General features: G+C 38.2%; 21 protein-coding genes. 18 read left to right on the top strand and 3 right to left on the bottom strand.

Annotated features, from left to right (window positions below; all coding sequences use genetic code 11):
• Nucleotides 1-326 precede the first annotated feature (326 nt).
• The 10 genes from E7303_RS02640 to E7303_RS02595 all read left to right on the top strand — a co-directional run bounded on the left by E7303_RS02640 (nucleotide 327) and on the right by E7303_RS02595 (nucleotide 12,070).
• Complete coding sequence (locus E7303_RS02640) at nucleotides 327-1,232, top strand: chemotaxis protein (RefSeq protein ID WP_292143709.1); 906 nt, start codon at nucleotides 327-329, stop codon at nucleotides 1,230-1,232.
• A 108-nt stretch (nucleotides 1,233-1,340) separates the two neighbouring features.
• Entirely contained in the window at nucleotides 1,341-2,159 is an 819-nt protein-coding gene (locus E7303_RS02635) for a hypothetical protein (RefSeq protein WP_292143708.1), read from the top strand.
• On the top strand, nucleotides 2,156-4,549 hold the full coding sequence (locus tag E7303_RS02630; protein WP_292143707.1) for a hypothetical protein: 2,394 nt from the start codon (nucleotides 2,156-2,158) through the stop codon (nucleotides 4,547-4,549). Before E7303_RS02635 ends, E7303_RS02630 begins: the two co-directional genes overlap by 4 nt.
• Nucleotides 4,550-4,593: 44 nt before the next feature.
• Nucleotides 4,594-5,211: an imidazole glycerol phosphate synthase subunit HisH gene (hisH, locus tag E7303_RS02625; protein ID WP_292143706.1), complete on the top strand. Its 618-nt coding sequence runs from the start codon at nucleotides 4,594-4,596 to the stop codon at nucleotides 5,209-5,211.
• 12 nt (nucleotides 5,212-5,223) lie between these two features.
• The gene (gene hisF / locus E7303_RS02620; RefSeq protein ID WP_292143705.1) at nucleotides 5,224-5,985 is read left to right on the top strand and encodes an imidazole glycerol phosphate synthase subunit HisF; all 762 of its coding nucleotides are present in this window, start codon (nucleotides 5,224-5,226) and stop codon (nucleotides 5,983-5,985) included.
• 17 nt (nucleotides 5,986-6,002) lie between these two features.
• Nucleotides 6,003-6,680, top strand: coding sequence for a uracil-DNA glycosylase (locus tag E7303_RS02615; protein ID WP_292143704.1), 678 nt, complete (start codon nucleotides 6,003-6,005; stop codon nucleotides 6,678-6,680).
• Nucleotides 6,681-6,757: 77 nt separating this feature from the next.
• A complete protein-coding gene (locus E7303_RS02610) occupies nucleotides 6,758-8,047 on the top strand; it encodes a diaminopimelate decarboxylase (RefSeq protein ID WP_026663795.1) in 1,290 nt (429 codons plus the stop codon).
• Nucleotides 8,048-9,766: a DUF6020 family protein gene (locus tag E7303_RS02605; RefSeq protein WP_292143703.1), complete on the top strand. Its 1,719-nt coding sequence runs from the start codon at nucleotides 8,048-8,050 to the stop codon at nucleotides 9,764-9,766.
• A gap of 81 nt (nucleotides 9,767-9,847) precedes the next feature.
• Nucleotides 9,848-10,741, top strand: a complete 894-nt coding sequence (locus E7303_RS02600) for a tyrosine-type recombinase/integrase (protein ID WP_292143702.1) — start codon at nucleotides 9,848-9,850, stop codon at nucleotides 10,739-10,741.
• An 18-nt stretch (nucleotides 10,742-10,759) separates the two neighbouring features.
• On the top strand, nucleotides 10,760-12,070 hold the full coding sequence (locus E7303_RS02595; RefSeq protein WP_292143701.1) for an aminotransferase: 1,311 nt from the start codon (nucleotides 10,760-10,762) through the stop codon (nucleotides 12,068-12,070).
• 78 nt (nucleotides 12,071-12,148) lie between these two features.
• Here the strand turns inward: E7303_RS02595 and E7303_RS02590 are convergent, their stop codons facing one another.
• Complete coding sequence (locus tag E7303_RS02590) at nucleotides 12,149-13,177, bottom strand: 3-deoxy-7-phosphoheptulonate synthase (protein WP_292143700.1); 1,029 nt, start codon at nucleotides 13,175-13,177, stop codon at nucleotides 12,149-12,151.
• A gap of 55 nt (nucleotides 13,178-13,232) precedes the next feature.
• Nucleotides 13,233-15,116, bottom strand: a complete 1,884-nt coding sequence (locus E7303_RS02585; RefSeq protein WP_292143699.1) for a TaqI-like C-terminal specificity domain-containing protein — start codon at nucleotides 15,114-15,116, stop codon at nucleotides 13,233-13,235.
• 129 nt (nucleotides 15,117-15,245) lie between these two features.
• Here E7303_RS02585 and E7303_RS02580 point away from each other — a divergent pair, with 129 nt between their 5' ends.
• Complete coding sequence (locus tag E7303_RS02580) at nucleotides 15,246-16,352, top strand: cation diffusion facilitator family transporter (protein WP_292143698.1); 1,107 nt, start codon at nucleotides 15,246-15,248, stop codon at nucleotides 16,350-16,352.
• A 40-nt stretch (nucleotides 16,353-16,392) separates the two neighbouring features.
• Here the strand turns inward: E7303_RS02580 and E7303_RS02575 are convergent, their stop codons facing one another.
• Nucleotides 16,393-17,688 carry a putative bifunctional diguanylate cyclase/phosphodiesterase gene (locus E7303_RS02575; protein WP_292143697.1) on the bottom strand — a complete coding sequence of 432 codons (1,296 nt, stop codon included), beginning with the start codon at nucleotides 17,686-17,688 and terminating at the stop codon, nucleotides 16,393-16,395.
• Nucleotides 17,689-17,935: 247 nt separating this feature from the next.
• On the opposite strand from E7303_RS02575, the gene E7303_RS02570 reads away from it, so the two are divergent.
• The 7 genes from E7303_RS02570 (at nucleotide 17,936) to E7303_RS02540 (ending at nucleotide 26,666) form a co-directional block, all read left to right on the top strand.
• Nucleotides 17,936-18,568 (top strand): C39 family peptidase, encoded by a 633-nt coding sequence (locus E7303_RS02570; RefSeq protein WP_292143696.1) that lies wholly within the window; start codon nucleotides 17,936-17,938, stop codon nucleotides 18,566-18,568.
• Nucleotides 18,569-18,581: 13 nt separating this feature from the next.
• The gene (locus tag E7303_RS02565) at nucleotides 18,582-20,384 is read left to right on the top strand and encodes a C1 family peptidase (RefSeq protein ID WP_292143695.1); all 1,803 of its coding nucleotides are present in this window, start codon (nucleotides 18,582-18,584) and stop codon (nucleotides 20,382-20,384) included.
• Between the two features lie 306 nt (nucleotides 20,385-20,690).
• Nucleotides 20,691-21,002 carry a hypothetical protein gene (locus tag E7303_RS02560; protein ID WP_292143694.1) on the top strand — a complete coding sequence of 104 codons (312 nt, stop codon included), beginning with the start codon at nucleotides 20,691-20,693 and terminating at the stop codon, nucleotides 21,000-21,002.
• 352 nt (nucleotides 21,003-21,354) lie between these two features.
• On the top strand, nucleotides 21,355-22,449 hold the full coding sequence (gene trpS / locus E7303_RS02555) for a tryptophan--tRNA ligase (RefSeq protein WP_074890066.1): 1,095 nt from the start codon (nucleotides 21,355-21,357) through the stop codon (nucleotides 22,447-22,449).
• Nucleotides 22,449-23,894: a glycogen synthase GlgA gene (glgA, locus tag E7303_RS02550; RefSeq protein WP_292143693.1), complete on the top strand. Its 1,446-nt coding sequence runs from the start codon at nucleotides 22,449-22,451 to the stop codon at nucleotides 23,892-23,894. The genes trpS and glgA overlap by 1 nt, the downstream gene beginning before the upstream one ends.
• Before the next feature lie 8 nt (nucleotides 23,895-23,902).
• Nucleotides 23,903-25,564 (top strand): putative polysaccharide biosynthesis protein, encoded by a 1,662-nt coding sequence (locus E7303_RS02545; RefSeq protein WP_292143692.1) that lies wholly within the window; start codon nucleotides 23,903-23,905, stop codon nucleotides 25,562-25,564.
• Between the two features lie 55 nt (nucleotides 25,565-25,619).
• Nucleotides 25,620-26,666 (top strand): M42 family metallopeptidase, encoded by a 1,047-nt coding sequence (locus tag E7303_RS02540; RefSeq protein ID WP_292143691.1) that lies wholly within the window; start codon nucleotides 25,620-25,622, stop codon nucleotides 26,664-26,666.
• Nucleotides 26,667-26,952: the final 286 nt, after the last annotated feature.

The raw sequence follows: 26,952 nt of genomic DNA, 5'->3' as shown, positions 1-26,952 counted from the left end.
AGGTGTAAGCATGGTAACGTGTTCAGCTGATGTGTACTAATAGGTCGAGGGCTTATCCATAAAGGTAAGTATAGAGATGGATTTAGATAAATCAGTGTTCGGTTTTGAAGGTACAAATTTTAAAGAAAAACTAAAATTATAAAATACTTATAAATGAATTCTAAAAAGACGGTCAAATAGCCGTCTTTTTTTGTTTTTTTATATTTACTTTCAAAAAACTATGCTATACTAAATGAGGATATTCAATTAATTAACAAACGGTTTAATGTTATTTTTTCTTTTTTTAACTTCACTTTTTTTACTATTTTATTACGAGAGGTGAGAGAATGGAATCAAAGATCCTGCTTGAAAGTGGTAACAATGAACTAGAAGTTCTTGAGTTTAAGATTGATGATCAAAGCTATGGCATCAACGTTGCAAAGATCAAAGAAATCATTGTGTATCAGGAAGTAACTCCTGTACCAAATGCTCATCCTAGTATCGAAGGTATTTTTATGCCTCGTGATACAATGATCACAGCCATTGACCTAAGGAACTGCTTACAACGCGGTGCTTCTAAAGCAGGTGGATTGTTCATCATCACAAACTTTAATAAATTGGATATTGCCTTCCATGTAGATTCTGTTATAGGTATTCACAGAGTATCATGGGCTGATATCATCAAACCAAATGCTACAATTTCAAAGGCAGAAGAGAGTATTTCAACCGGTATTATCAAGTTTGATAATCAGTTGATCATCATTCTGGACTTTGAGAAGATTGTATCTGATATTAACCCTAATACAGGTCTTAATATGGATGCTCTTGCAGAGATCGGACCTCGTCCTAGAAATGAAGTTCCGATTGTTCTTGCTGAAGATTCACAGCTTCTTAACAAGCTTATTGTAGATTCACTTAATAAAGCGGGCTATAATAATGTGAGACATTTTGAAAATGGTAAGCTTGCATATGACTACATCAAAGCTTGTAAGGAGAGAAATGAGCTTAATAATATCAAGTGCATTATCACTGATATTGAAATGCCGATCATGGACGGACATAGATTGACTAAGCTTGTAAAGAGTGATGATGCTACTAAGGATATACCACTTATTATTTTCTCATCACTTGTTAATGAAGAAATGAGGAGAAAAGGTGAATCTCTTGGAGCTGATAGGCAGCTGTCAAAACCTGAGATTGGTAATCTTGTAAGTGTAATAGATGAACTAGTTAACGCTTCCAGTGCAGGCTAATACTAACTGACTATAACTCCCTTTGCCTCTCAGTTATGAAACACGTTTTCAATGACTGTTCTGCAAAGGGAGTATTTTAATATTACAAACAATAGGCGGTATTACATCATGGAACAAAATTTAGCTGGTTTAGTAGAAAACTTTGATAATGTTGTTATAGGAATTGGCAACGAATGGAATTGGGTAGGCAGTGGACTTTCTAAGGATGAAAGGTATAGCAAATTATTAGAGTATTGTAAGAAGGAAGATAATAACTGGCTCTTGCCTATTGTAGAATACGAATATGCTTATTATCAGACAGATACAAAGATTGAAAAGGCATATAAAGCACTGAAGAACATTATTGGCGATAAGAAATACTTTTTAGTTGCTGATATTTTTTTACAGGATGCGCTCATGTATGGATTTGATCCTCAGAAGAGTGTTTATCCTTGTGGAACATATATGTACCTTCAGACATCTGATATAGATGATCCATTATTCTTATCAGATAAATCACCTGAATTTAATGAAATCGTAGAAAAGATCCATAAGATCATTATTGAAAATGATGGCGATTTTGATGAGGGTACAAATTTTGTAAAACCATTTGCTGATGGAAAAGTATTGTATCTAAATCAGAAGAGAAAAGAGTATAGGACCATTAAGTATAATGAGAGTGCCTATCAGGAACGTTGGGCCGATTATATGAAGTTTTTGACTAATACTCTTAATTCCAAGCTTCTTATTTTAGAACTGGGAGTTGGTCTTGATTATCCAACAGTAATCAGATGGCCATTTGAAAAGGTTGCCTTTATAAACAAACAGGCACATCTCATCAGAGTTCACGAGAAATTATATCAACATACCCCAGAAATACAGGATAAAACAGAATCAGTTCAAATGAATTCTGTTAACTATATTTTGCAGGAGAATAATGGGCGATGAATGCCAACAACGAAGAGTATCTCGATAGCTTGCTGAATTCAGCCAAGTCAAGTGATAACCCTCAATCTGCTCTTAGCAGAATGGCAACAAAGGGAGGCAAAAATTCCTCTACATCACAAAGAAACAGTGGTGCAGGGGATATTGGCGCGCTTGTAGATAACTCTAACGGTGAAAACGAGGCATTAAATGATATTGGTAGTCTTTTAGACAGACTTGACAGAGATGAAATAATTGATGACAGATTGTCATCTATGTTAGATGATATACAGAGACCTACAGATTCAGGAATTCCTACTTTTACTGTTGGTGCGACTCCAACAGTTGATGATGTCAGAGATCCTGAAGAAATTGCTTTGGATGAGGCAATAGCTGACGCTGAAAGGATGGATCAGGAGGCCCAGAGTGGTAAATTTTCTGATAGTTCGGATGATGAACAGGGACAACCTCAGGAAAGTAGTGAGGAGCCTGTAGCCAATGAGAAGCCGCCAATCATTGATGAGTCCGCGGAGGATGATTCTCTTTTGGAAATGGCTCCGGAGGTAATGCTTCCGGAGGATGCTGATATTTCGTTGGAAAATGATGTAGCAACTGATGCATCCGAAACTCCTGAAGAAATCTTAACAGATCTTTTGGATGAAGCTCCTAGCAGTAGTTTGACGGAACCTGATCAGGATTTAGAGGGAAGCCTTGTAGATGCTCTTGATAATATGCAGGACTCTGAAGGGAAAACTAGTGATGATGTGAACGTTGATGAACTTTCGCTAGACGACCTGGAAGCTGCCATGGATGAGGCTTTAAGTGAGGAGCCATCAGATGGCAAGTCTGTTAGTGATGATATTAGTGCGACTTTAAATAATATTGATGGTGCTTCTGAAGGTGAAACAGAGGCTCCTATAGAAGATTCTCAACCAGCAGATGTTGCTGATCTTCAAGCCAACGTAGCAGAAGAGCCTGCGCAGGAGATAGATGAATCAGCTGCTTTACCTCAAGAGGATAATGCAGTATCTGAGGATGTACCTTCAGATGAAACAAAGGGCGAATCAGATGATGTAGATCTTGCTGAGATGGAAGCTATGCTTGATATGTCAGGCCTTATGGACGAGGAGCCTTCAGAGGAAAATAAAGAAGAAAATTCTGAAGGTGCTCCAGATGAAGCCCCGGAAGAAATTGCTGGTGAGGTAGCTCAGGAGGCAGCTGAGGAAGAACTAAATTTAGATGACCTTGAAGCAAGCCTTGATGATCTTTTAAGTTCTGAAGAAGGGTCAGGCTCTGCTGATGGTGAGGTTGCAGAAGTTGAGAGTGCTGCAGGTGCTACTGATGGAGAAACGGCATCAGAAGAAGGTGATGTAGCTGTTCCTGATCTTGATGCTCTTATGAACAGCCTTGCTAATGATGAAGTTGAAGATATTGAGAACACGTCCCATCTTGATGAAGAGGCAGGAAGGTCTGAAGATTCTGAGATACCTAAGGAAGATATCTTAGATGCTTTAACTGAAGAAGGATTTAACGATGGTGGAGAGCCATCACTGGATGAACTTGCATCAATACCTGAAAGAGGTGGTGACGGCGAGGATTCTGATGACGCTTCCGACAAAAAAGGTAAGAAGAAAAAGAAAGAAGGTTTTTTTGCAAGATTATTAAAGGCCCTAACCAAAGAAGATGATGATTCAGCTGAAGGGCTTGCTAGTTTAACTGATGAGAATCAGCAGGTTCTTAATGAACTTGGAGAAGAAGGCAAGGGCAAGAAAGAAAAGAAGAAAAAGGAAAAGAAGCCTAAGAAAGAAAAGCCTAAAAAGGAAAAACCGCCAAAGAAGGAAAAACCACCAAAGCCAAAGAAGGAGAAAAAGCCAAAGCCTCCTAAGGATCCCGGTGTTCCAGAAAAGGCCATCGCGCCAAAAAAAGTTGCTATTTGTGCTATCTTTGCGGCGTCCCTTGGAATTCTTTTCGTAATCCCGTCAATGGTTATCCCTGACAGTGTCACATCTACAAGGGCAAGCAATGCATATAAACAGAGGGAATATACTACAGCTTATAAACTTCTATATGGAAAAGAAAGAACTGAAGAGCAGGATAATATCTACGAGCAGTCAAGAGTTTTGGCATGGGCAGAGCGATATCTGAACGGATATGAAAACTACATTGCCATGAACATGGAAGAGGAAGCCTTGGATATGCTTTTAATGGCTATGAGAAACCATGACGATCTGCTTGAAGAAGCTGCCAAATATGGCGTTGAGGTTCAGGTACAGAGCGTGTATGACAGTATCGAATCATTATTGTCAGCTAACTATGGTCTCGGCGCAGATGATATAGCAGAAATTAATTCCATAAAGAAGGAAAGGGATTACACTATCCGAATAATGGAGATTGTCGGAACTTTAGAATCATGATACACTTGAAAGCATCGGATATCTCGGAAGGAGTTTGATGCTTGATGGTAGCTATTATTGATTATGATGCTGGTAACATTAAAAGTGTAGAAAAAGCGTTTGATTATCTTGGTGCGAAGACATTAGTTACCAGAAATCCAAAAGAGATCTACAGGGCAGATCATGTTGTTTTACCCGGTGTAGGTGCTTTTGGCGATGCAATGAACAAAATAAATGAGTATGGTCTAAAAGAGACAATTTCAGAAGTTGTTTCTAAAGAGATACCATTCTTAGGAATATGCCTGGGTCTGCAACTTCTTTTTGAATCCAGTATGGAATCAGAAAATGTTAGCGGCCTGGGCATTTTGCGTGGAAAAATAAATAGAATTCCAGGTACAGATAAAGACGGAAATAAGTATAAAATTCCGCAGATTGGCTGGAATAGCCTTTCTTTTCCAAAAGAGGGAAGACTTTTTAAGGGGCTTGATGATAACCCTTATGTATATTTTGTGCATTCATATTATTTAAGGGCTGAGAACAGGGACGAAGTAACTGCAACAACGAATTACAGCGTGTCTATAGATGCATCTGTTGAGAGCGGGAATGTTTTTGCATGCCAGTTCCACCCTGAAAAGAGCGCTGATGTAGGAATGCAGATATTGAAGAATTTCCTTGAAGTTTAAGAGAGGTGACTTATGCTTACAAAAAGAATTATTCCATGCCTTGATGTAAATAATGGGCGTGTTGTAAAGGGAATCAATTTCGTTAATCTTAAGGATGCAGGTGATCCAGTATCAGTAGGAGAGGCCTATTCAAAAGCTGGTGCAGATGAGCTTGTTTTTTTGGATATTACAGCTTCTAATGAGAGAAGAGCAACTGTTGCTGATATGGTAAGAGAAGTAGCCAAAAAAGTATTTATTCCCTTCACAGTAGGTGGAGGAATCAGGACAGTAGATGATGTAAAGGCCATTCTTAGGGAGGGAGCAGACAAAGTTTCCATGAATTCTGCAGCAATTGACAAGCCTGAGCTTATTGCAGAATCCGCGGATAAATTTGGCAGTCAGTGCGTTGTGGTCGCCATAGATGCCAAAAAAAGAGCAGATGGCAGCGGATGGAATATATATAAACATGGCGGAAGGATTGATACTGGCCTTGATGCAGTGGAATGGGCAAAAAAGGTGGTTTCACTTGGCGCAGGAGAGATTCTTTTGACAAGTATGGACTGCGATGGAACAAAAGCTGGATATGACATTGAACTCACAAGACAGATTTCCCAGTCTGTTAATGTTCCTGTCATTGCGTCAGGCGGAGCAGGAACCTTAGAGCATTTTTACGATGCGCTCACTGAAGGCGGAGCTGATGCAGCTTTGGCGGCATCTCTTTTCCATTATAAAGAGCTTGAGATAAAGCAGGTAAAAGAGTACCTGAATAGAAGAGGAATTCCTGTAAGATTATAAATTTGGAGATTGTTTTTATGTCAATGATATCAAACGACTGGCTCCCGGCCTTATCAGGGGAGTTTTCAAAGGATTATTATAAAGAGCTGTTTTCTTTTGTAAAAAAAGAGTATGCGACCCATGTGGTATATCCACCTGCGGATGATATTTTTAACGCACTTCACCTTACTCCATTAAAGAATGTGAAGGTGCTTATACTTGGTCAGGACCCATATCATGAGCCCGGACAGGCCCATGGTTTGTCATTTTCAGTTTTACCAGGAAAGGCAGACACACCTCCTTCACTTGTAAACATCTACAAAGAACTGAATGATGATCTTGGCTGCAAGATTCCCAACAATGGATATTTGAAAAAATGGGCTGATCAGGGTGTGCTTCTTTTAAATACAGTTCTCACAGTCAGGGCCCACCAGGCTAACTCACATCAGGGAAAAGGATGGGAGAAATTTACAGATGCCATAATTAAGGCTGTTAATGAGAAGGATGACCCTGTAGTTTTCATGCTTTGGGGGAGACCAGCACAGACCAAAAAGGCAATGCTTAATAACCCAAAACATCTGATACTCGAGGCACCTCATCCAAGTCCACTTTCAGCCTACAGAGGATTCTTTGGATGCAAGCATTTTAGCAAGTGTAACGAATTCCTGGTTCAGAACGGACTTGAGCCCATTGATTGGCAAATAGAAGATATTTGAGCTAAATAATAATTCTTGCGTTTTTATACATTACCATGTTAAAGTGATGGAGAATTATTTTATAGCGGAGGATTACTATTATGAAAAAACCATTCGTAACTAAGGCCCAGGTAGAAGATATTGTAAAGAAATATCCTACCCCTTTTCATATCTATGATGAAAAAGGAATTATTGAAAATGCTAAAGCAGTATATGATGCTTTTTCCTGGAATAAAGGTTTTAAAGAATACTTTGCTGTAAAAGCTACACCTAATCCGGTATTGATGCAGATTCTTAAAGCACAGGGCTGCGGCTTTGACTGTTCTTCTCTTACTGAGCTTATGTTAAGCGAAGCTGTCGATGCCAAGGGAAGCGACATTATGTTTTCTTCTAATGATACTCCAGCTGAAGAGTTTGTTTATGCTGATAAGCTTGGTGCAATTATAAACCTTGATGATTTTACACATATTGATTTTTTGGAAAAGACTCTCGGTAAGATCCCAGAGACAATTTCCTGCAGATATAATCCCGGTGGAGTTTTCCAGATGAGTAACGGAATCATGGATAATCCTGGTGATTCCAAATATGGTATGACAAAAGACCAGATCATCGAAGCTTACAAGCTTTTAAAAGCTAAGGGAGCAAAGAGATTTGGTATTCATGCCTTCCTTGCAAGTAACACAGTTACAAATGAGTATTATCCGCTTCTTGCAGGCCAGCTCTTTGAACTTGCCGTTGAGATCAAGGAAAAGACAGGTGTTGCTCTTTCATTCATCAATCTCTCTGGCGGCGTAGGAATTCCCTACAAGCCTGACCAGGAAGGCAATGATATATACGCAATTGGTAAGGGCGTAAAAGAGCAGTTTGAAAAGATACTTGTTCCTGCCGGAATGGGAGATACTTCAATTTTCACAGAGATGGGCCGCTTCATGATGGCGCCTTACGGAGCTCTTGTTACCAAGGCAATTCATGAAAAGCATATCTATAAAGAGTACATTGGTGTTGACGCCTGTGCAGTTAACCTTATGAGACCTGCTATGTACGGCGCATATCATCATATTACAGTTCTGGGAAAAGAAAATGCGCCTTTAGATCATGTATATGATGTAACGGGATCTCTTTGTGAGAATAACGATAAGTTTGCTATTGAAAGAGCTCTTCCTGAGATTGAAAAAGGTGATTATCTTTTTATTCATGATACAGGTGCTCACGGCTATTCAATGGGTTATAATTATAATGGTAAGTTAAAGAGCGCAGAACTTCTTTTGAAAGAGGACGGAAGCGTACAGCTTATAAGAAGAGCTGAGACTCCAAGAGACTATTTTTCAACTCTTGACTGTCTTGGAGTTATGGAAAAGCTATATAAGATCATGGATGGGGGAAAATAATTGCTTTTAGCATTTTTTGCATGTTGGTCACTTCAGTTGATATTAGGAATTACCGTTAGAAATCCTCTAACGGTAGTTCTTTTTGTGTGTCTTTTATTTGCTGATAATAAGGCTAAAGAGTATAGGATAAAAAAGATACCCGGATTATGTATATCGGTGGGACTATCCGCTTTTATTTCATATCTTCTTAGAGCAAAGGTCACAGAAGGGTTTGACAGCTTACTTTTTAAGCTTTTATCGCTTCTTATTTTAACAGGTGGCCTTATCTGTTTATGCTATATCATTTATGAGGGTTTATATGCTTTTATAAAGAGAGACAAAAAAGCAGAAATTCCTGCAAAATATCAGACTGTTACAAGATTTCTTGATAAATACTATGATCTGATCAATACGCCCAAAAAGGTCTTTGTTATTTGCTTTTGTTTATGCCTTCTTTGCTGGCTTCCATATTTTCTATATGAATTCCCGGGAATAATGACTGCTGACTCACTGGTTCAGTATGAGCAGATCATGGGATTAAGGCCATATTCCAATCACCATCCCATGGTACACACGCTTTTGATAAAGCTTTTCTATAACATTGGATTCTTTTTTACAAAAGATGTTGTAAGTGCTATCAGTTTCTATACTGTCTTTCAGATGCTTTTGTTTGCAGCAGCCTTATCAAGGCTTGTTATGGAAATAAGAGTGATCTCCGAAAAGAGGAATCTACTGGTGGAACTAATCAGTATTGCCTTTTTTGCGCTGGTTCCGTTTAATGCTGTGTTTGCAGTGACTATTTGGAAGGATATTCCATTTGCTGCGATTACAGTTCTTTTCGTATGCCATATTATTGAGATGAAAAATAAAAGAGCTTCATATCCGGGCTTCATCGTGCTTGGAATTTTGTTTTCATTATTTAGATCCAACGCCTGGTACGCATTTATAGTATGGTCTTTAGTTTTTGTATATTCCTTCAGAAAAGAAATAAAAAAAGCGCTTCCATCAGTTATTGTTGTCCTTTTGTTTGTTGCAGTCATAAAGGGACCGGTTTTTGACAGCTTTGGGGTAGAAAAGCCTGATTTTGTTGAGTCTTTATCTGTCCCGATTTCACAGATAGCAAGAGTTTTAGTTAATGACAGAGAGCTTACAGCTTCAGAAGAAGAGCTGATCAATGCGGTGATAGATACAACTTATATTCATGAATTATATGCTCCGGATTATGCGGATAATATAAAAGAACTGGTAAGAGCCGGAAATGTTTCATACCTTGAAAGTCATAAAGCAGAATACTTTAAACTTTGGGCAGGTCTTTTACCAAGATATTTTGGCGACTATGTTTTGGCATGGTTTGATCTTCTTGGAGGGTATATTTATCCCGATTTTGCATATGCAGTAGGAGATATAGACGGCATAATGGGCAATGATTATGGCCTGATTTGGATGCCTAAGATAGGCGGTAAGTTTGTAGTTAAGACAAAAGAAATTCTTATTAAGCTGGGAGGTTTTGTTCCAATATATGGCATGCTATGGAGCATTGGAACATACTCATGGCTTTTGATAGCAGCTCTTTTCATAGGTATAAAGAGAAAAGTAAAGACACCTGAGATGTGGCTTTTATTTTTGATGCTTGGAACGCTTTTAATAGCAGCACCTAATCTTGAATTTAGATATGCATATTCTTTGGCTTTGGTCTGGCCACTTTTTATCAGTAGGGTAAATTCTTCAAAACAGGCTTGATTCATCGTATTTTGTGTAGTATCATAACTTAAGTGCATATTTGTATACAATTATCCAATTAAACACATTGAGATCAAAAATATGAATCAACAGATTAATGAGTTTGTAGAACATCTTCATAATGTTAAGAAAACCAGCGAGAATACCTGCCTTTCATATAAGCGTGATCTTGAGCGCATGGCGGCATTCATGCATGAGCGTGGAATAGATGAAGTCAGCGGTGTTACAGAGGATAAAATAACTGACTATGCCAACAGTTTGAGAAATGAGAATTTTGCTCCTGCGTCTATAACAAGGCATTATACATCTATGAAAGCGTTCTTCAGATACATGGTGGAGAATGGGAATATCACAGATAGTCCTGCAGAAATCTTGAAAAGTCCCCATGTAAAAAAGAATCCGCCCAGAGTTTTATCTGCGGTTGAGATTGAAGGTCTTTTATCACAAAAATTTTCAAATGATGCTAAGGGAAAAAGAGACAAGGCTATTTTGGAGCTTTTGTACGCTACAGGATTAAAAGCATCGGAGCTGGTGAATCTAAAGCTTTCCAATGTAGATCTGGGGCTTGGTTGCATTCGCCTTCCAAGGAGCAGTGGTGATACCAGAGAGAGACTTATTCCTTATGGAAAAAAAGCAAAAACAGCAATGCATGATTACCTGCTTAATGCCAGAAGAGAAATGATCGGAAACTGCGATGATGAAGAATTTGTTTTTGTAAATTGTAACGGCACTTCACTTAGCAGGCAGGGATTATGGAAACTTATAAAGACTTATGTCAGAAAAGCAGGAGTCGATTCTGACATTACTATCTTTACTTTAAGGCATTCTTTTGCAGCACATTTAGTTGAGAATGGAGCTGATGTCAGTTCTGTTCAGGAACTTATGGGATATGCAGACAGCAATACTATTTCACAGTATATTTCCAAAGATGAACAAGTTAGTGACCCATATGGATGGGCTAGAATAAGAAATTGATTTTTTAAGGAGATTAAAATGGCGAAGAGCGAAATCCAAACAAAGAAGTATTCTGAAATGACTAAGCAGGAGCTTATGCAGGAAAAAGAAGCGCTGAAGGCTCAGTATAAAAAGTATCAGGGTATGGGACTTAATCTTAATATGGCGAGAGGAAAGCCATGCAGAGAGCAGCTTGATCTTTCTATGGGTATGATGGATACGCTTAATTCTGATGCAGACCTTTCTTGTGAGGATGGAACAGATTGTCGTAACTACGGTGTACTTGATGGTATCCATGAGGCAAAGGTCCTGATCGGAGCCATGATGGAGAACAAGCCTGAGAACATCATTATCTATGGTAATTCTTCTCTTAACGTTATGTATGACACAGTATCAAGAGCATATACTCATGGTATTATGGGCAACACTCCTTGGTGCAAGCTTGATAAAGTTAAATTCCTTTGCCCTGTTCCGGGATATGACAGACATTTTGCAATAACAGAGTATTTTGGAATTGAGATGATCCCTGTACAGATGACTCCTACAGGTCCTGATATGGATGAAGTAGAAAGACTTGTAAAGGATGATGAGTCAATCAAGGGAATCTGGTGTGTTCCTAAGTATTCTAACCCTCAGGGATATTCATATTCAGATGAGACAGTAAGACGTTTTGCCCGTCTTCGTCCAGCAGCCAGAGACTTCCGTATCTTCTGGGATAATGCTTATGGTGTTCATCATCTCTATGATGGAAGCCAGGATTACCTTATTGAGATCCTTGAAGAGTGTAAAAAGGCAGGAAGTCCTGACCTTGTATATAAATTCTCATCAACTTCCAAGATTACTTTCCCTGGAAGCGGAATAGCAGCTATAGCAACATCTTTGAATAATCTTGAAGAGATCAAGGCTCAGCTTAACTACCAGACAATCGGTCATGATAAGGTTAACCAGCTTCGTCATGTACGTTTCTTTGGTGATCTGGCTGGAATCAAGGCACATATGAAAAAACATGCCGCTATAATAAGACCTAAGTTTGAGGCGGTTTTGGAAACACTTGAAAGAGATCTTGAGCCTGTAGGAATTGGATCATGGACAAATCCTAAGGGTGGCTACTTTATCAGTTTTGATGCCCCTGATGGATGCGCTAAGGCTATAGTAGATAAAGCCAAGAAAGCAGGAGTAACAATGACTAAAGCCGGAGCAACCTATCCATATGGAAAGGATCCTCACGACAGTAATATCCGTATTGCTCCTACATTCCCATCGCTTAATGATCTTAAGCTTGCAATGGATATCTTCACAGTATGTGTAAGACTTGTTGCAATTGATAAGCTTCTTGAGAAATGCGAGTAAGCTGAATAAATAAGCCTCTTCTATATAAGAATAGAAGAGGCTTTAATATTTTATGTTTTATTCGGAAAAAGGAGTAGCTTATGCAAGTTCTGCAATCTCGAGGATGAGGCGCTCTGTATCATTCCAGCCAAGACATGGATCTGTGATGGACTTTCCATAGATGCCGTCTCCAATCTTCTGATTTCCTTCTTCTATGTAACTCTCAATCATTACACCCTTAACAAGTCCCTTGATATCAGAGTTAAGGTTCCTTGAATGAAGGACTTCTTTTACAATTCTGATCTGTTCCTTGTACTGCTTGTTAGAGTTGTTATGATTAGCATCAATTATCGCAGCCGGATTTACAATTTCGCGCTGCTCATAGAGCTTTAATAGAAGGCTTAAATCTTCATAATGGTAGTTTGGAAGTGACTGACCATGCTTGTTGCTTGAACCGCGAAGTACGCAGTGAGCAAGAGGATTACCATTAGTTGTAACTTCATAGCCTCTGTAAACGAAAGAATGTGACTGCTGTGCAGCATATACTGAGTTGAGCATTACGCTGAATGTGCCACTAGTTGGATTCTTCATACCTGCAGGAACGTCAAATCCACTGGCTGTCATGCGGTGTTCCTGATCCTCAACGGAACGGGCGCCTATAGCCACGTAGGAGAGGATGTCAGCAACATATCCCCAATTTTCAGGGTAGAGCATCTCATCGGCAGCAGTAAGACCGGATTCTTCAATCGCCTTGATCTGCATATGTCTCATGGCGATAAGTCCTGCATGGAAATCTGTTTTTCCCTCTGGGTCAGGCTGAGATGTTATACCTTTGTAGCCTTCACCGGTTGTACGAGGCTTATTTGTATAAATTCTTGGGATAAGAATGAGCTTATCTTTAACTTTCTCATTAACTTTTCCAAGTCTTGAGACGTAATCGCAAACTGCGTCTTCGTTATCTGCTGAACAAGGACCAACAATTACGAGAAATTTGTTGCTTTTCCCTGTGAACACATCAGCGATTTCCTGATCTCTTTCTTTTTTTAATTTTGCAAGTTCTTTTGTAAGTGGAAATTCTTCTCTGATCTCATCAGGAGTGGGAAGCTTTTGTATATATTCAAAAGACATTTATTATTCCTCCAATGTAGCTTTATTTTAATCACGTAAGTCATACTATAGCACTTTAAACTGTAAAAGTAAACTTGTTTTTATCTAAAGAATATAAGTTGTCAATTAAGGCATTAAGCCTACTTATTTTTTCTGATGATGTTTTCTTCTCATCAGCAATGTCAAGTGCGAGAGTGCTTATAGTATTCATAGTATAATTATCGCACTTTGCAATAGGCAGCGATTCAATTGCTGAGCGCAGTACCTTCATATTCTTAAAGGTATGCCGGTAATAAAATGACATGAGGTCTGAATTGAGCACAGCCATAATGTAAAGAGCAGAGTACCCGGGAACTCTTGGAATCAGTATATTAGCACTGTTAAGAGAAATGGTACCCTTGCTATCATAGGCAAATACGGGCTCATTTGCAATAAATTTGTAAAAAAGTTTTTCTTTTGACCGGTACATGTGCTCAGGAGCAACCTGCTGGAAATTCTGAGGGACAAAATTTGTATAACTTTTTGGCTCATCGTAGAAAAACTTATGAATGTCGGATCCTTTTATAATTCCTTCCCATCCATCTAAAGGAGTTTTTGATAGAACTGATTTATTGGAGCCTGTAACAATTCCCAGGGCAAAATCAGCCTGTCCCTCTAAAGTGAAATGAGGAACAGAGAGGATTTTTTCAATGAGCTTGTACTGGTCGTTATCAGCAAGTATATGGAAACTTTTTTCGCTTATTCTGTGGGAGTTTACAACATATTCCTTTTCACAGTTTATTAGCTCTTTTTTTCCTTTTTTATAGTGACGAACGGTTATCCTGTCTGTCCTTTTGTTATCAAGTTTTAAAATGACGCAAGGGCACTGGACTTTATCAAAAATATCGCCAAGATAACTTATCTCTGAAACAAAAGCATTTTTTTCGATGAAGCTCCTTATGGATTCATGATAATCGGCGCCCAAAATGGTCTCGGGAAGAAGAAAGAGCATAGTACCATTTAAAGTAAGGCTCTTGACAGCTCTTTCTACAAAAAGATCAAAGGATTCAGGCTTTCCCTTACTTAAAATACTCTCAAAGTTCTTTTTTAGTTCAGAAACCTGCTCTTTTGAAAAAGAACTTCCCCAGGGCGGATTTCCAATCATGATGTCTACTTTTTGGAAATCTTCGTTACTTCCCAAAAAGTCTATGCATCGGATATTGCACTGGATAATATCAAGCTGTTTGTTAGTACTGATCCTATATTTTATGGCAAGATTGATCCTTGCAATCTTAATTGCAATCTCATCAATATCGTAGCCATGAATCATTTCAAGGGGATATTGATCAGGAAGACGCAAAAGGAAGTTGCCGGTCCCACATGCAGGATCGCAAATGTTCCTGGCGGTATCAGGTAAGTCATCTATCATAAGATCTACAGCATAAAAAGGAGTGTAGTAGGAACCTGTAGCTTTTTTATCCTGCAGGCGCCTTAAGGATATATAAATAAGTCCCAGGGTATCTTCAAAAGGCACGTAGACAAGTTTATATGAAGAAAAAAACTCTTTTACATTTGTATCTGAGAAATTGTCAGGCAACAGGCTTTGCCTTATTTCTTTTGGGATACCTCGAGTCGTCATTAGCATATCAGCGCAGAAGCTGATGACTTCAGTTATGTCCAGGGATTCTTCCTGAAATGTTCCTATCATGGAAAGTATAGTTTTATAGTTTGGAGATTTTTTGGAAATATATGACCTGGGAATATAGTTTGAGCCAAGTCGCGATTTATTCCTTCTGGATGTGAGCATTTTGGATGAACTGATTGACTCTGAAAGTTTTTGGACTTCACCCTTAAAAATGACAGTTTTTTTGTCTTGTTTTGTGGCAACAACCTTCCCAAGCTTTATCCAGTTCCTGACTGTAGCTTCGGAGATACCAAGGTATTCACTTAATTCCGTGATGGTCAAATATTCTTCGCTCATGAGGATATTATCAAAGAAATGAAAGTGATTTGCAAGATGTATTAGTGAGGAACCTGTTTGAATCGAGATATTTTTGGCTTATAATATGAATAGTGTGAGAAATATAAAGTGTTGTCTGAAGGAGGCCCTATGAACAGAACTAGAAAAATAGTACAGACAAGTATAATTGGAATAATTGCAAATGTTTTTTTGGCAGCATTTAAGGCATTTATAGGAATTATTTCCAATTCGGTTGCCATAACAATGGATGCAGTAAATAACTTAAGTGATGCTATGTCCTCCTTTATTACGATAGTAGGTGCAAGGCTTTCGGCAAAAGAGCCGGATAAAGAGCATCCATACGGCTATGGCAGGATAGAGTACCTTACTACTATGGTTATTGGCGTTATCATTTTGTACGCAGGAATCACATCTCTTATTGAGTCAGTTCAAAAGATCATAAATCCTGCAACTCCGGATTACAGTGCCGCGGCTCTTATTATTGTGACAGCGGCTATTATCGTAAAAATCCTTTTGGGACTATATACGAAGAAATCAGGAGAAAAACTTTCATCAGATTCTCTTGTTGCATCAGGGAAGGATGCGCTAAACGATTCTATCATTTCTGCGTCAACACTTCTTGCTGCGATCATCTTTATCACCACTGGTCTTAGTATAGAAGCTTTTGTAGGAATACTTATTGCCGTAATGATCATAAAGACAGGTTTTGAGACATTAAAAGAGACAATCGGTGAGATACTTGGAGCAAGAATCTCTACAGAGATATCAAGATCAGTCAAAAACTCCATCAATTCATTTCCCGAAGTTAATGGAGTATACGATCTTCTTATACATGATTATGGCAATCAGAAGCTTGTTGGATCAGCCCATATTGAGATTCCTGATGATATAACGGTTCCACAGATTGATAAGCTTGAAAGAAAAATTGCTACTAAAGTTTTAAAGGATACAGGAATAGTTATTTCGGGAATTTCCATTTATTCTATGAATACAAGTAATCAAAAGGCAACTGACTTACGAGTAAAAGTCAATGAGATAATAAAGGATTATCCAAATGCTCTTCAGATGCATGGATTATACATAGATGAGGAGGAAAAGAAGATTACTTTTGACCTTGTTATTTCTTTTAAAGAAAAGGATAAGAAGGGGGTTATTGATAAGGTAAAAGAGAGAGTTGAAAAGATTTATGAAGGCTATGATGTTCAGATAGCACTTGATTATGATTATTCAGATTGATATGAAAAGGCCGTCAAAGAAAACTTTGACGGCTTTTATATTATAATGCTTTTTGCTGAAGAAGTGATTCAAAAGCGCCTGAATCCAAAGGCTTTGAGAAATAGTAGCCCTGTATCTCATCACAGCCTGCATTTTTAAGAAGCAGATATTGTTTGGCACTTTCTACGCCCTCTGCTATAACTGTGAGGTTTAGGAGCTTGGCGATTTTTAAAATACAGCCAAGAAGGTTCATTTCTTTATTGTTCTCGGCGATGTCCTTTACAAAACCTATGTCGAGCTTTAATGCATCAAGTGGGAGAGTAGTGAGCATGTTAAAGGAAGAATATCCTTTTCCAAAATCATCCATCTCAACCATGAATCCCGCTTTCTGAAGTTCTTTTACAACAGCCACGATCTGATCAACATTGTCTGTGTAGGCTGTTTCTGTGATCTCAAGATGAAGGTCTTTGGGCTCAATTCCATTTTCCTTAACAATCTGTTTAAGATATGATAAAAAGTCCAGATCAAATATATCAACTCTTGATACGTTAACAGATACAGGAATAGTGTAGCCAAATTCATCTCTCCAGATACGGATCTGTTTAGCAGCTTCTTTCCAAACGTAGCGGTCCAGCTGTCTTATAAGCCCGTTTTCTTCAAAAAGAGGAATGAAAAAGTCAGGTCTTACATCTCCAAAATCAGGATGCTGCCATCTTATAAGAACTTCTGCACTGGAAAGCTTTGGCTTTTCTCCGTGAATGTCGTATTTAGGCTGGAACACAAGCTTAAACTGGTTCTCATTAAGAGCATCACCTATGCTGTCAATGAGCATAGCTTCGTAGAGCTCTCTTTTATGCATCTTTTCATCGTATATTTCATAAGTAGAGCTGCGGCCATTTTTGCTGACTGAATTACAGGCCTGAATAGCTCTGTCAAAGCGCTGCTGCAGTGAAGCTGCCATTGAGGCATCAGGATAGATACCAATCCTTATCCTTGTGTCAGGAGTATTCATAATAGAAGCAAGTTCAGACGAAACCTGAGAAATAAGGAAATCATAGTTATCCTGATGATTGATATACATATAAAAAATGTCTGCGTCATATCTACAGGCAATGCCGTTATGTTCTTTTGCTGTCTTATTTACGCAATCCCCTATTGCGCATAAAACCTTGTCCCCGTATCCTCGACCATACAATTCATTGATCAAGTGAAATTTATTATAATTGAGTACAATAGCATCAACCCCCTGTTGAGGATGCAACTTGTCGTATTCAGTAGCTCTTGAAAAAAATTGCTCTTTTGAATAGAGCCCTGTCAAAGGATCTAGGGCGGTGGGTCTTTTTACTCTTCCGATCATAAAAACACGTGTCCACTCCTTTGCGTATGCTTTTTTCTAAATTATACATACAAAAAAAACAAAAATCATAAAGTTCGCAAAAAAATCACAATTTGATGGTATGATTTAGGAATTTGACTAAAATTTTAACCCAAAGATTGTGATATTTTCTAAGAAAAATCAATAAATAGTACAGTATTATCTGATAATTAGAACACTTGGTTTTGGCATAAAAATAGGCTATATTGTAATTATCGAGGGTGAGTGTATGAAGAAGATACCATATGGCGGAATTACTAATATTTCTAAATATCTTTATGAAAAATACGGAGAAAAAGGTGTTTTTGTTAAGCGGGGCAGGGCTATTGTGATGAATAGCAGGTCAATGGCGCAGATAAGTGGCAGAGTTACCAGAAACTGTTCCGTGGTTGCAGTTACCAGAGTCCTTGATTACTATGGAAAAAAAGGCCTTATTCCGGGAATTTCCGATGATATTTCACAAACCTATAAAATTGTTGAAGAAATTGCAGAGAGTTATGGTTATACTGATAAAAGAGGCACCATTCCATTTTTTATTTCAGGAATAGCCAAGGAAGCTTTTGCAACCTACGGTGTCAAGGCAAAATGCAAGGGTGTGTATGTTTTTAGCTTTGAAAAGCAGGTAAAAGAGGAAATATCGAATGGCAGACCTGTTATCATGAATATAGCCAGAGGCTTTTACAAGGACCATACTATAGTTGTTGTGGGATACAGTATTTGGCGTGTTAAGGGGAAGGAATATCCCATGCTTAGGGTTATTGATGGTTGGAAAAGCGGATACCATTACATAGATTATGAGGCCTTTTCAAGAGATTTTTCACAGTCTGTGTTTGGATCATTTAATACGATAAAGGTTATATGATAGGGGATAAAAATTGAAAAAGAAAGTATTGATCATATCGGCAGCCGTTATAGTTTTAGTTGTTGTCCTTATGCTTATAAACCAGAGTATTCATAAAGAGTTCAATTCATCCAGAAGGGACGAATATGTGCCGAATGTGGATGAAGATCTGAGCGCTGTCGATGGAAGCATAACAATTTATGATGAGAGTGCTTCAAAAGAAAAATCCGATTCTGCAAGTCATGAAGCTGTTGTAGGAGAAAGTATTAACAGCCCTACATCATTAGACGTAGAAAATGTGCGGGAAATTGTAATCCCTGAGGCAGTGGTAATTGCTGATGGGAATTCGGGTGAGTTCTACAGCAATGAAGACTTTACAGATGTGATCCCGACAGATATTTCAACATTCTCAGAAAATGAGCTTCCTGCTAAGTATGATTCGAGAAATGTAGATGGAAAGCGTTTTGTTACTGCTCCGGAAGATCAGGGATATTCGTATCTTTGTTGGACCTATGCAGCACTTGGAGCAATTGAAAGCGATATATTAAAACATAATGAAGGTCTAAACTATACCGACATTGATCTGTCTGAAAAGCACCTGGCTTACTACAATGTTCATAAGGCAGATAAAGAGGACACAGGATATATTGATAATGATTACAGAGAACTTGTTAACGCTGACAACGAAGATGGAGCATGGATATTTGATTATGATTCCGGTTATGTTGCGGTTGGTGGTGTTACAGACTATTGCATAAGTCTGCTGACAGCATGGAAAGGTCCGGTTCCAGAAGAAGGTAACGACAAATTTAACAGTATGTATGGTCAGGATTTTCTATTTAAAGAAAATGGAGAAAAGCCGTCAGATACTTATGAGAGCAGCTACCATGTTCAGGATGTGAGTCAGATATGCGCATCTGTTCAGAACAGAGAATATGTAAAGCAGATGATATATGAGCATGGGGCTATAACAGCCGGAGTCAATGCGGATACTATTTTTTGGAAGAATCATAACAAAGATCTTTATTCATATTTTGATGGAAAAAAGGCTCCAACAGCTAATCATGAGATCCTTATTGTCGGGTGGGATGATGATTATCCTGCATCTGAGTTTGGAGGAAAGCCAGCAGGCGACGGAGCCTGGATATGTAAGAACAGTTGGGGCAGTAATAGTGGCGAAGGCGGATTTTTCTACCTTTCATACTATGATGAGACTACCTGTTCAAGTAATGTAGCTGCTTATAGCGTCGCGTTACCTGAATCTGAAGACTGGTATGACAATAATTACCAGGCAGCAGGCTTTATTACTAATCTGGTAGATACGCTTGATGATGATAATAACTATGTATATGCACTTACAGGCTCAAACAATCCATATGGAATAATGTATACGGCTTTGGGAGATGAAAAGCTTGAAGCTATTGGGCTTATGGCAATTGACAGTTACCAGCAGTATGAAGTTGAGATATATATAAATCCTGAATTTGATGAAACAGGTATTGATATTTCGAGTTTAAAAGAACCTTCATGTACTCAGAAAATCTCAGCGATCAGTGGTGGGTATCATACTTTTGAACTTGATAACAGCATTAACCTGGAAGCCGGAGATAATTTCTTTGTGTTCATAAGGCCTTATTCAAACGGCAGGCTTGTCTTTGAAAAAGCAGCTGATTATGTTAGTGAAGCCAATTATGATGAATGGAATAATCTCACAGGAAACATTCATAATCACTATGAAGCAAGCGGAGCATCATATTACATCTCTGATGATGGGAGACTGATGGAAAAACAAGGCGATAAGGATTTCTTTGTGAAAGCCTATACCATAAACAGATAATATGTCATAACAACAAAAGAGAGACGATGGGGAGTCGTCTCTTTTTGCTTCACAAGATTTTTTTTGGGAGGAGGGCTGTTAATTGGGGAGATTAACAGCCCAGGTATGAAAAAAGTTTTGTTGGGGGAGTGAGAATTTTTATTCTCAATAGATATATCGGTGGGTTAATAAAATACTTAACAGTTTTTTAGTATAAAATATCAACGAAAAAAAGCACATTATTTTGTGCAAAAGTGTTAGAACAAACGTTTGAAATAAAAGCAGAAATGTGTTATATTGTGTTTAGTAAAAAGTGAGGTACAAGATATGGCAAAGAATGAAAAAGAACTTGAAGAGATAAGTACAACAGACAAACTTAAGGCTTTTAAAACTCTAAAAGATTCGGGATTGCGTGTAGAATTTAATGGCAGTGGCGTTCCAACTGTTATTTGCGCCGGTGCTGATGAAATAGATAAAACATTAAAAAATGTCAGAAAGTTGCTGAAGGAGATCAGATATACAGGAAGCTTTGGTGTCAGAGCTCCCAGAAAGACCGATATGATAGGAACTGAGGAGACTTCAGAAGTAGCAGAAGAGCTTACAGAAAAGAACGAAGAGATCGAGACTCTTACAGCATAAAACCCAAAAGAAAAACCACCTTTACAGGTGGTCTGTTTTTGGGAGGAGGGGTCGACCAGTGGGGAGCCGATCGACCCGGTATGAAAAAAGTTTTGTTGGGGGAGTCAGAAGTTTTTCTTCTGATAGATTATATAATAAGTTCTAAATTTGGACAAAATATGTACGATTTATAAATTAAAAATAAAGTAAATCGAAATAATAAATAATATAGTAACGAAATATAGTTTATTTCTTTCTGGGGGATTATTATTAAAGAGACAATACAGATTGTATCTGAACATAAAATAATGTATTATAGAATTCATATTTGCTTTTAAATACAGATAAGTTTTGTGAGGAGATATTTTTTGAAATGAGTAAGATTATTTTAACGGGAGATCGTCCTACAGGTAAGCTTCATGTTGGACATTATGTAGGATCACTTCGCAGAAGGGTAGAGCTTCAGAACTCGGGGGAGTTTGACAAGATATTTATTATGATCGCTGATGCTCAGGCACTTACAGATAATGCTGATAATCCTGAGAAAGTTCGTCAGAATATTATAGAGGTTGCACTTGATTATCTTTCAGTGGGCCTTGATCCGGCTAAGTCAACACTGTTTATTCAGTCTCAGATTCCTGAGCTTACTGAATTGACATTTTATTATATGAATCTTGTTACAGTTTCCAGACTTCAGAGAAATCCTACAGTTAAGTCTGAGCTTCAGATGAGAAACTTTGGAACAAGTATTCCTGTCGGATTCTTTACATATCCTATAAGCCAGGCAGCTGATATTACAGCATTTAAGGCTACAACTGTTCCTGTTGGTGAGGATCAGGAGCCTATGCTTGAGCAGTGCAAGGAAATTGTTAGAAAGTTTAATTCAGTATATGGCGAGGCTTTAGTTGAGCCTGAAATTCTTTTACCTGATAATGCAGCATGTCTGCGTCTTCCTGGTATAGACGGTAAGGCCAAGATGAGTAAGTCTCTTGGCAACTGCATCTACCTTTCAGAAGAGCCTGATTCTATCAAGAAAAAGGTTATGAGCATGTTCACAGATCCTAATCATTTAAGAGTTGAGGATCCTGGTCAGGTAGAGGGTAACCCTGTATTTATCTATCTTGATGCTTTTGCAAAGGATGAACACTTTGCTGAGTTTGCTCCTGAGTACTCATGTCTTCAGGAGATGAAGGACCACTATCAGAGAGGCGGTCTTGGAGACGTTAAGGTTAAGAAATTCCTTAATAACGTTATCCAGGCTGAGCTTGAACCAATCAGGAACAGAAGAAAAGAGTTCCAAAAAGATATTCCATATGTGTATGATGTGCTTAAAAAGGGAAGCGAAGTAGCTAAAGAAGTTGCGGCTCAGACTCTTTCAGATGTCAAGGACGCAATGAGAATCAACTACTTTGACGATAAAGAACTAATAGCTATGCAATCTGCAAAATATGAGGAGACGGTTGACTAATGAAGAACATATTATTTGTAGCTTCTGAAGGTGTACCATTTATCAAGACTGGCGGTTTGGCTGATGTAGTAGGCTCACTGCCAAAAAACATTGATAAGAGATATTTTGATGTTCGTGTAGTATTACCATTATACAAATGTATAAACCAGCAGATGAAAGAGAAGATGGAGTATATCTCCAACTTCTATATGGACTTTCACTGGAAAAATGAGTACGTTGGTATCTTTAAGGCTGAGGTTGACGGAATAAAGTATTATTTCATCGACAACGAATTCTACTTTAATGGAATGAAACCTTATGGAGATGACGTAGTATTTGAAATCGAGAAGTTTGCTTTCTTTTCTAAAGCAGCTCTTTCTATTCTGCCTGTTATTGATTTCAGACCTGATATTATTCACTGTCATGACTGGCAGACAGGACTTGTTCCTGTTTATTTAAAAGAGAGATTCCAGGGTAGCGAGTTCTACAGAGGAATCAAGGCAATAATGACTATCCACAACCTGAAATTCCAGGGTAAATGGGATATTAAGACAGTTCAGGATATTACCGGATTACCTGATTATTTCTTTGCACCTGATAAACTTGGACTTTTCAAAGATGCTGACCTTCTAAAGGGTGGTATTGTTTACTCAGATGCGATCACAACTGTTAGTAAGGCATATGCAGAAGAGATCAAGACTCAGTTTTATGGTGAAGAGCTTGATGGACTTCTTCGTGCAAGAGCCGGAGATCTCAGAGGTATTGTAAACGGAATCGACTATGATGAGTTTAATCCATCAACAGATAAGTACATTCCTTACAAATACAATGCCATCAATTTCCGCAAGGAAAAGGTTAAGAATAAGCGCGCTTTGCAGAAAGAGCTTGGCCTTAAGGAAGATGATAAGTGCATGATGATCGGTATTGTTTCAAGACTTACTGATCAGAAGGGCTTTGATCTTATCAACTATGTTCTTGATGAATTGTGTCAGGATGCAATTCAGCTTGTTGTTCTTGGTACAGGTCAGGAACAGTACGAGAACTCTTTCAGACACTTTGACTGGAAATACAACGACAAAGTTTCTGCAAATATTTATTATTCAGAGCCTATGTCTCACAAGATATATGCGGCTTCAGATGTGTTCCTGATGCCATCTCTGTTTGAGCCCTGTGGACTTTCTCAGCTTATGGCGTTAAGATATGGTACAATACCGATTGTAAGACAGACAGGTGGCCTTATTGATACTGTTGAACCTTACAACAAGTATGAGAGTACAGGTACAGGATTTGGATTCCTGAACTACAATGCTCATGAGATGCTTGGTACCATCAGAGAAGCAGAGCATGTATTCTACGACCAGAAGCGTGAATGGAACAAGATGATAGATCGTGCGATGGCAGTTGACTTCTCTTGGAAAGTTTCCGCAGAAAAATATCAGGAGATGTACGATTGGCTACGCCCTTGACCTAATTTATGAAAAGTAGTATTAACGATAATAATTCAAAAAAGAATCTTTTAAAACAGGCTGGTATTCTTGCGATCGCAGGCATTATCTCAAGAATTATCGGCCTGTTATATGGTAGTCCGCTGGCAGCGATCATTGGCGATGAAGGAAATGGCTATTATGGAGCTGCTTATGCGGTGTATACCATAGTCCTTCTTGTATCTTCATATAGCATTCCATCTGCTATGTCCAAGATTATTTCAGGTAAACTTGCTGTAAAAGAATATAAAAATGCACATAAGATCTTTAAGTGCGCCATAATCTATGTTTTGATCGTTGGCGGCGTTGGAAGTCTTGTGCTGTTTTTTGCTGCAGATATTTTGGTTGCAGGAAGATCTGCTACAGTCCTTAGATTTTTTGCTCCTACAATATTCCTCTTCGGATTTTTGGGAGTTTTACGAGGCTATTTTCAGGCTCACAGAACTATGGTACCAACCTCTGTTTCCCAGCTTCTTGAGCAGATCTTTAATGCCATCGTCAGTGTTGGAGGGGCTATTATCCTTACAAACATTGCAGGAGCAGAGGACCCATCCAAAAGAGCTGTATATGGCGCTATAGGAAGTGCGCTTGGAACAGGAGCAGGAGTACTCATAGCTCTTTTGTTCATGCTATTTGTTTATAACGTTAATAGACCTGATATAAAGAAAAGAGTTCAAAAAGATACTCATGATGAAATGGGCAATTCAGAGATATACAAAATGATATTTCTGATCGTGACTCCTTTTATCTTAAGCACTTGCATTTACAACCTTTCAACATTCTTAAATTCAACGTTATTTAGCAGAATTCTTATGCATGTGAAAAATATGGATGAGAGTGCAGTTGCGTATATGTATGGCATATTCAACAGAAAAGCTATGGTTATCACAAACCTTCCAATTGCTCTTGCAAGTGCGGCAGCTTCAGCTATGATTCCTGAAGTATCAACAACATTTGCAAAAGGTGATACTGAAGGAGCGGGTAGTACTGTATCAAGGGTGACAAGAGTTATTCTGATGATTTCCATTCCTTGCGCAGTTGGGCTTTTTGCCCTGGCAAGACCTGTTATGATGATTCTTTTCCCTCAGAGGGCTTCGCTTGATGAAGCATCAATGCTTCTTAGATTTCTTGCTATAACTGTAGTATTTTATTCGCTCTCTACAGTTACAAATGCGGTTCTTCAGGGGATTGGACGTGTGAATGTTCCTGTGCTAAATGCCTTATTTGCGCTTATTTTGCAGACAGTGGTTCTTAGCATTCTTCTTATCTATACTGATCTGGGCGATATTGCTCTTTGTATTGTGACAATACTTTACTCATTTATGATGTGTGTATTAAACAATATATTTATGCATAAATATCTGCCTGTGTATTATGACCTTAAAAAGACTTACCTGTATCCATCTGTTTCGGCACTGGTAATGGGAGTAGCAGCTTTTGGCGTTTATGAGCTGTTCGAATTATTATTTGGCTTTATTATTTCAAGTAAGTATTTTGCCAATCTTTTTGCTACATTTGTGGCGGTATTTGTTGCAGCTTTTGTTTATTTCGCGGTTCTTATAAAGTCCGGCGGAGCAACAGAAGATGATATTAAGAGATTCCCTAAGGGGGCATCTATAGCCGGTATTTTGAAAAAGATAAAACTCTTGTAATGCGATATATATCATTTTGCATGCAAGTTTTAATGACATTATGGAGGTAGACGTAATGAAAAAAGCAAATTTAAAAAAGTATACGGATTTTATTGTAAAAGAGACATCAGATCTTTTGAACATTGATTCTCCAACAGGATATACAAAGGATGCTGCAGCCTGGGTAAAAAAAGAGTTTGAAAAGCTCGGTTTTAAGGCTGAACTTACTAATAAGGGCGGCGTAATAGTGGATCTTACAGGAAAGGATAAAAAGAATGGCCTTCTTTTAGAAGCTCATACTGATACACTTGGCGGAATGGTCGCTACTATTAAGTCAAATGGAAGACTTCAGCTTACAAATCTTGGCGGAATGAATCCTAATAATGCTGAAACTGAGAATGTTCGTATTGTCACTAAGTTTGACGGCATTTACGAAGGTACTTTCCAGCTAAATAACGCATCTATCCATGTAAATGGTGATTATGATGACACAAAGAGATCATGGGAGAGCTGCGAAGTTGTTCTTGATGAAGATGTAAAGTCAAAGGAAGATACAGAAAAGCTTGGTATTTCAGTTGGTGATTTTGTATGTTTTGATCCAAATGTCAGAGTTACTAAGACCGGATATATTAAATCAAGGTTCCTTGATGATAAGCTGAGTGTTGGAATTCTTTTTGGTCTTGCCAAGTATATAAAAGACAATAAGATAACTCCAAAGAGAGCTCTTTATGCTCATATTACAGTTTTTGAGGAAGTAGGACACGGCGGAAGCAGCAGCGTTCCTGAGGGCTGTACTGAGGCAATTTCAGTAGATATGGGATGCGTAGGCGATGGACTTACATGTACTGAGAAGCAGGTATCTATCTGTGCAAAGGACAGCGGCGGCCCTTATAGCTATGATATTGTTCAGGGACTTATCAAGGCTGCTATGGACAGCGGAGCAGATTATGCTGTAGACATTTACCCTCACTATGGTAGTGATGTAGAAGCAACCCTTCGTTCAGGTAATGATTTAAAGCACGGTCTTATTGGCGCCGGAGTGTATGCATCTCATGGATACGAAAGAAGCCATAGGGATGGAGCAGAGAATACATTAAGACTTCTTATTCAGTATTCTCTTTGATCGATTACTATAATTAGTTTCCAAAACTTCTTGTATTGGTTATTGAAAGAAAGATATCCATTGCAAGAAGTTTTTTTGTTAAATATTTATTTAACAAAATGCACAATCGAAAATTGCCTTATTTTTGCGGATTTTACGTAAACCTTTCGAAAAAATGACAATAGTTCACAAATTGAACAAAAAATATAGATTAATAATTAACAAAGATATCACAAAAAAGACACATAATTTGTAATTTAATTTACTAATTTGGGAAAATACGAGAAAAAATTTTGCCGATTTAGAC

This window comes from Butyrivibrio sp. (assembly GCF_015056685.1).
Classification (GTDB): domain Bacteria; phylum Bacillota; class Clostridia; order Lachnospirales; family Lachnospiraceae; genus Butyrivibrio.
This window is presented reverse-complemented; position numbering and strand designations above follow the sequence as displayed.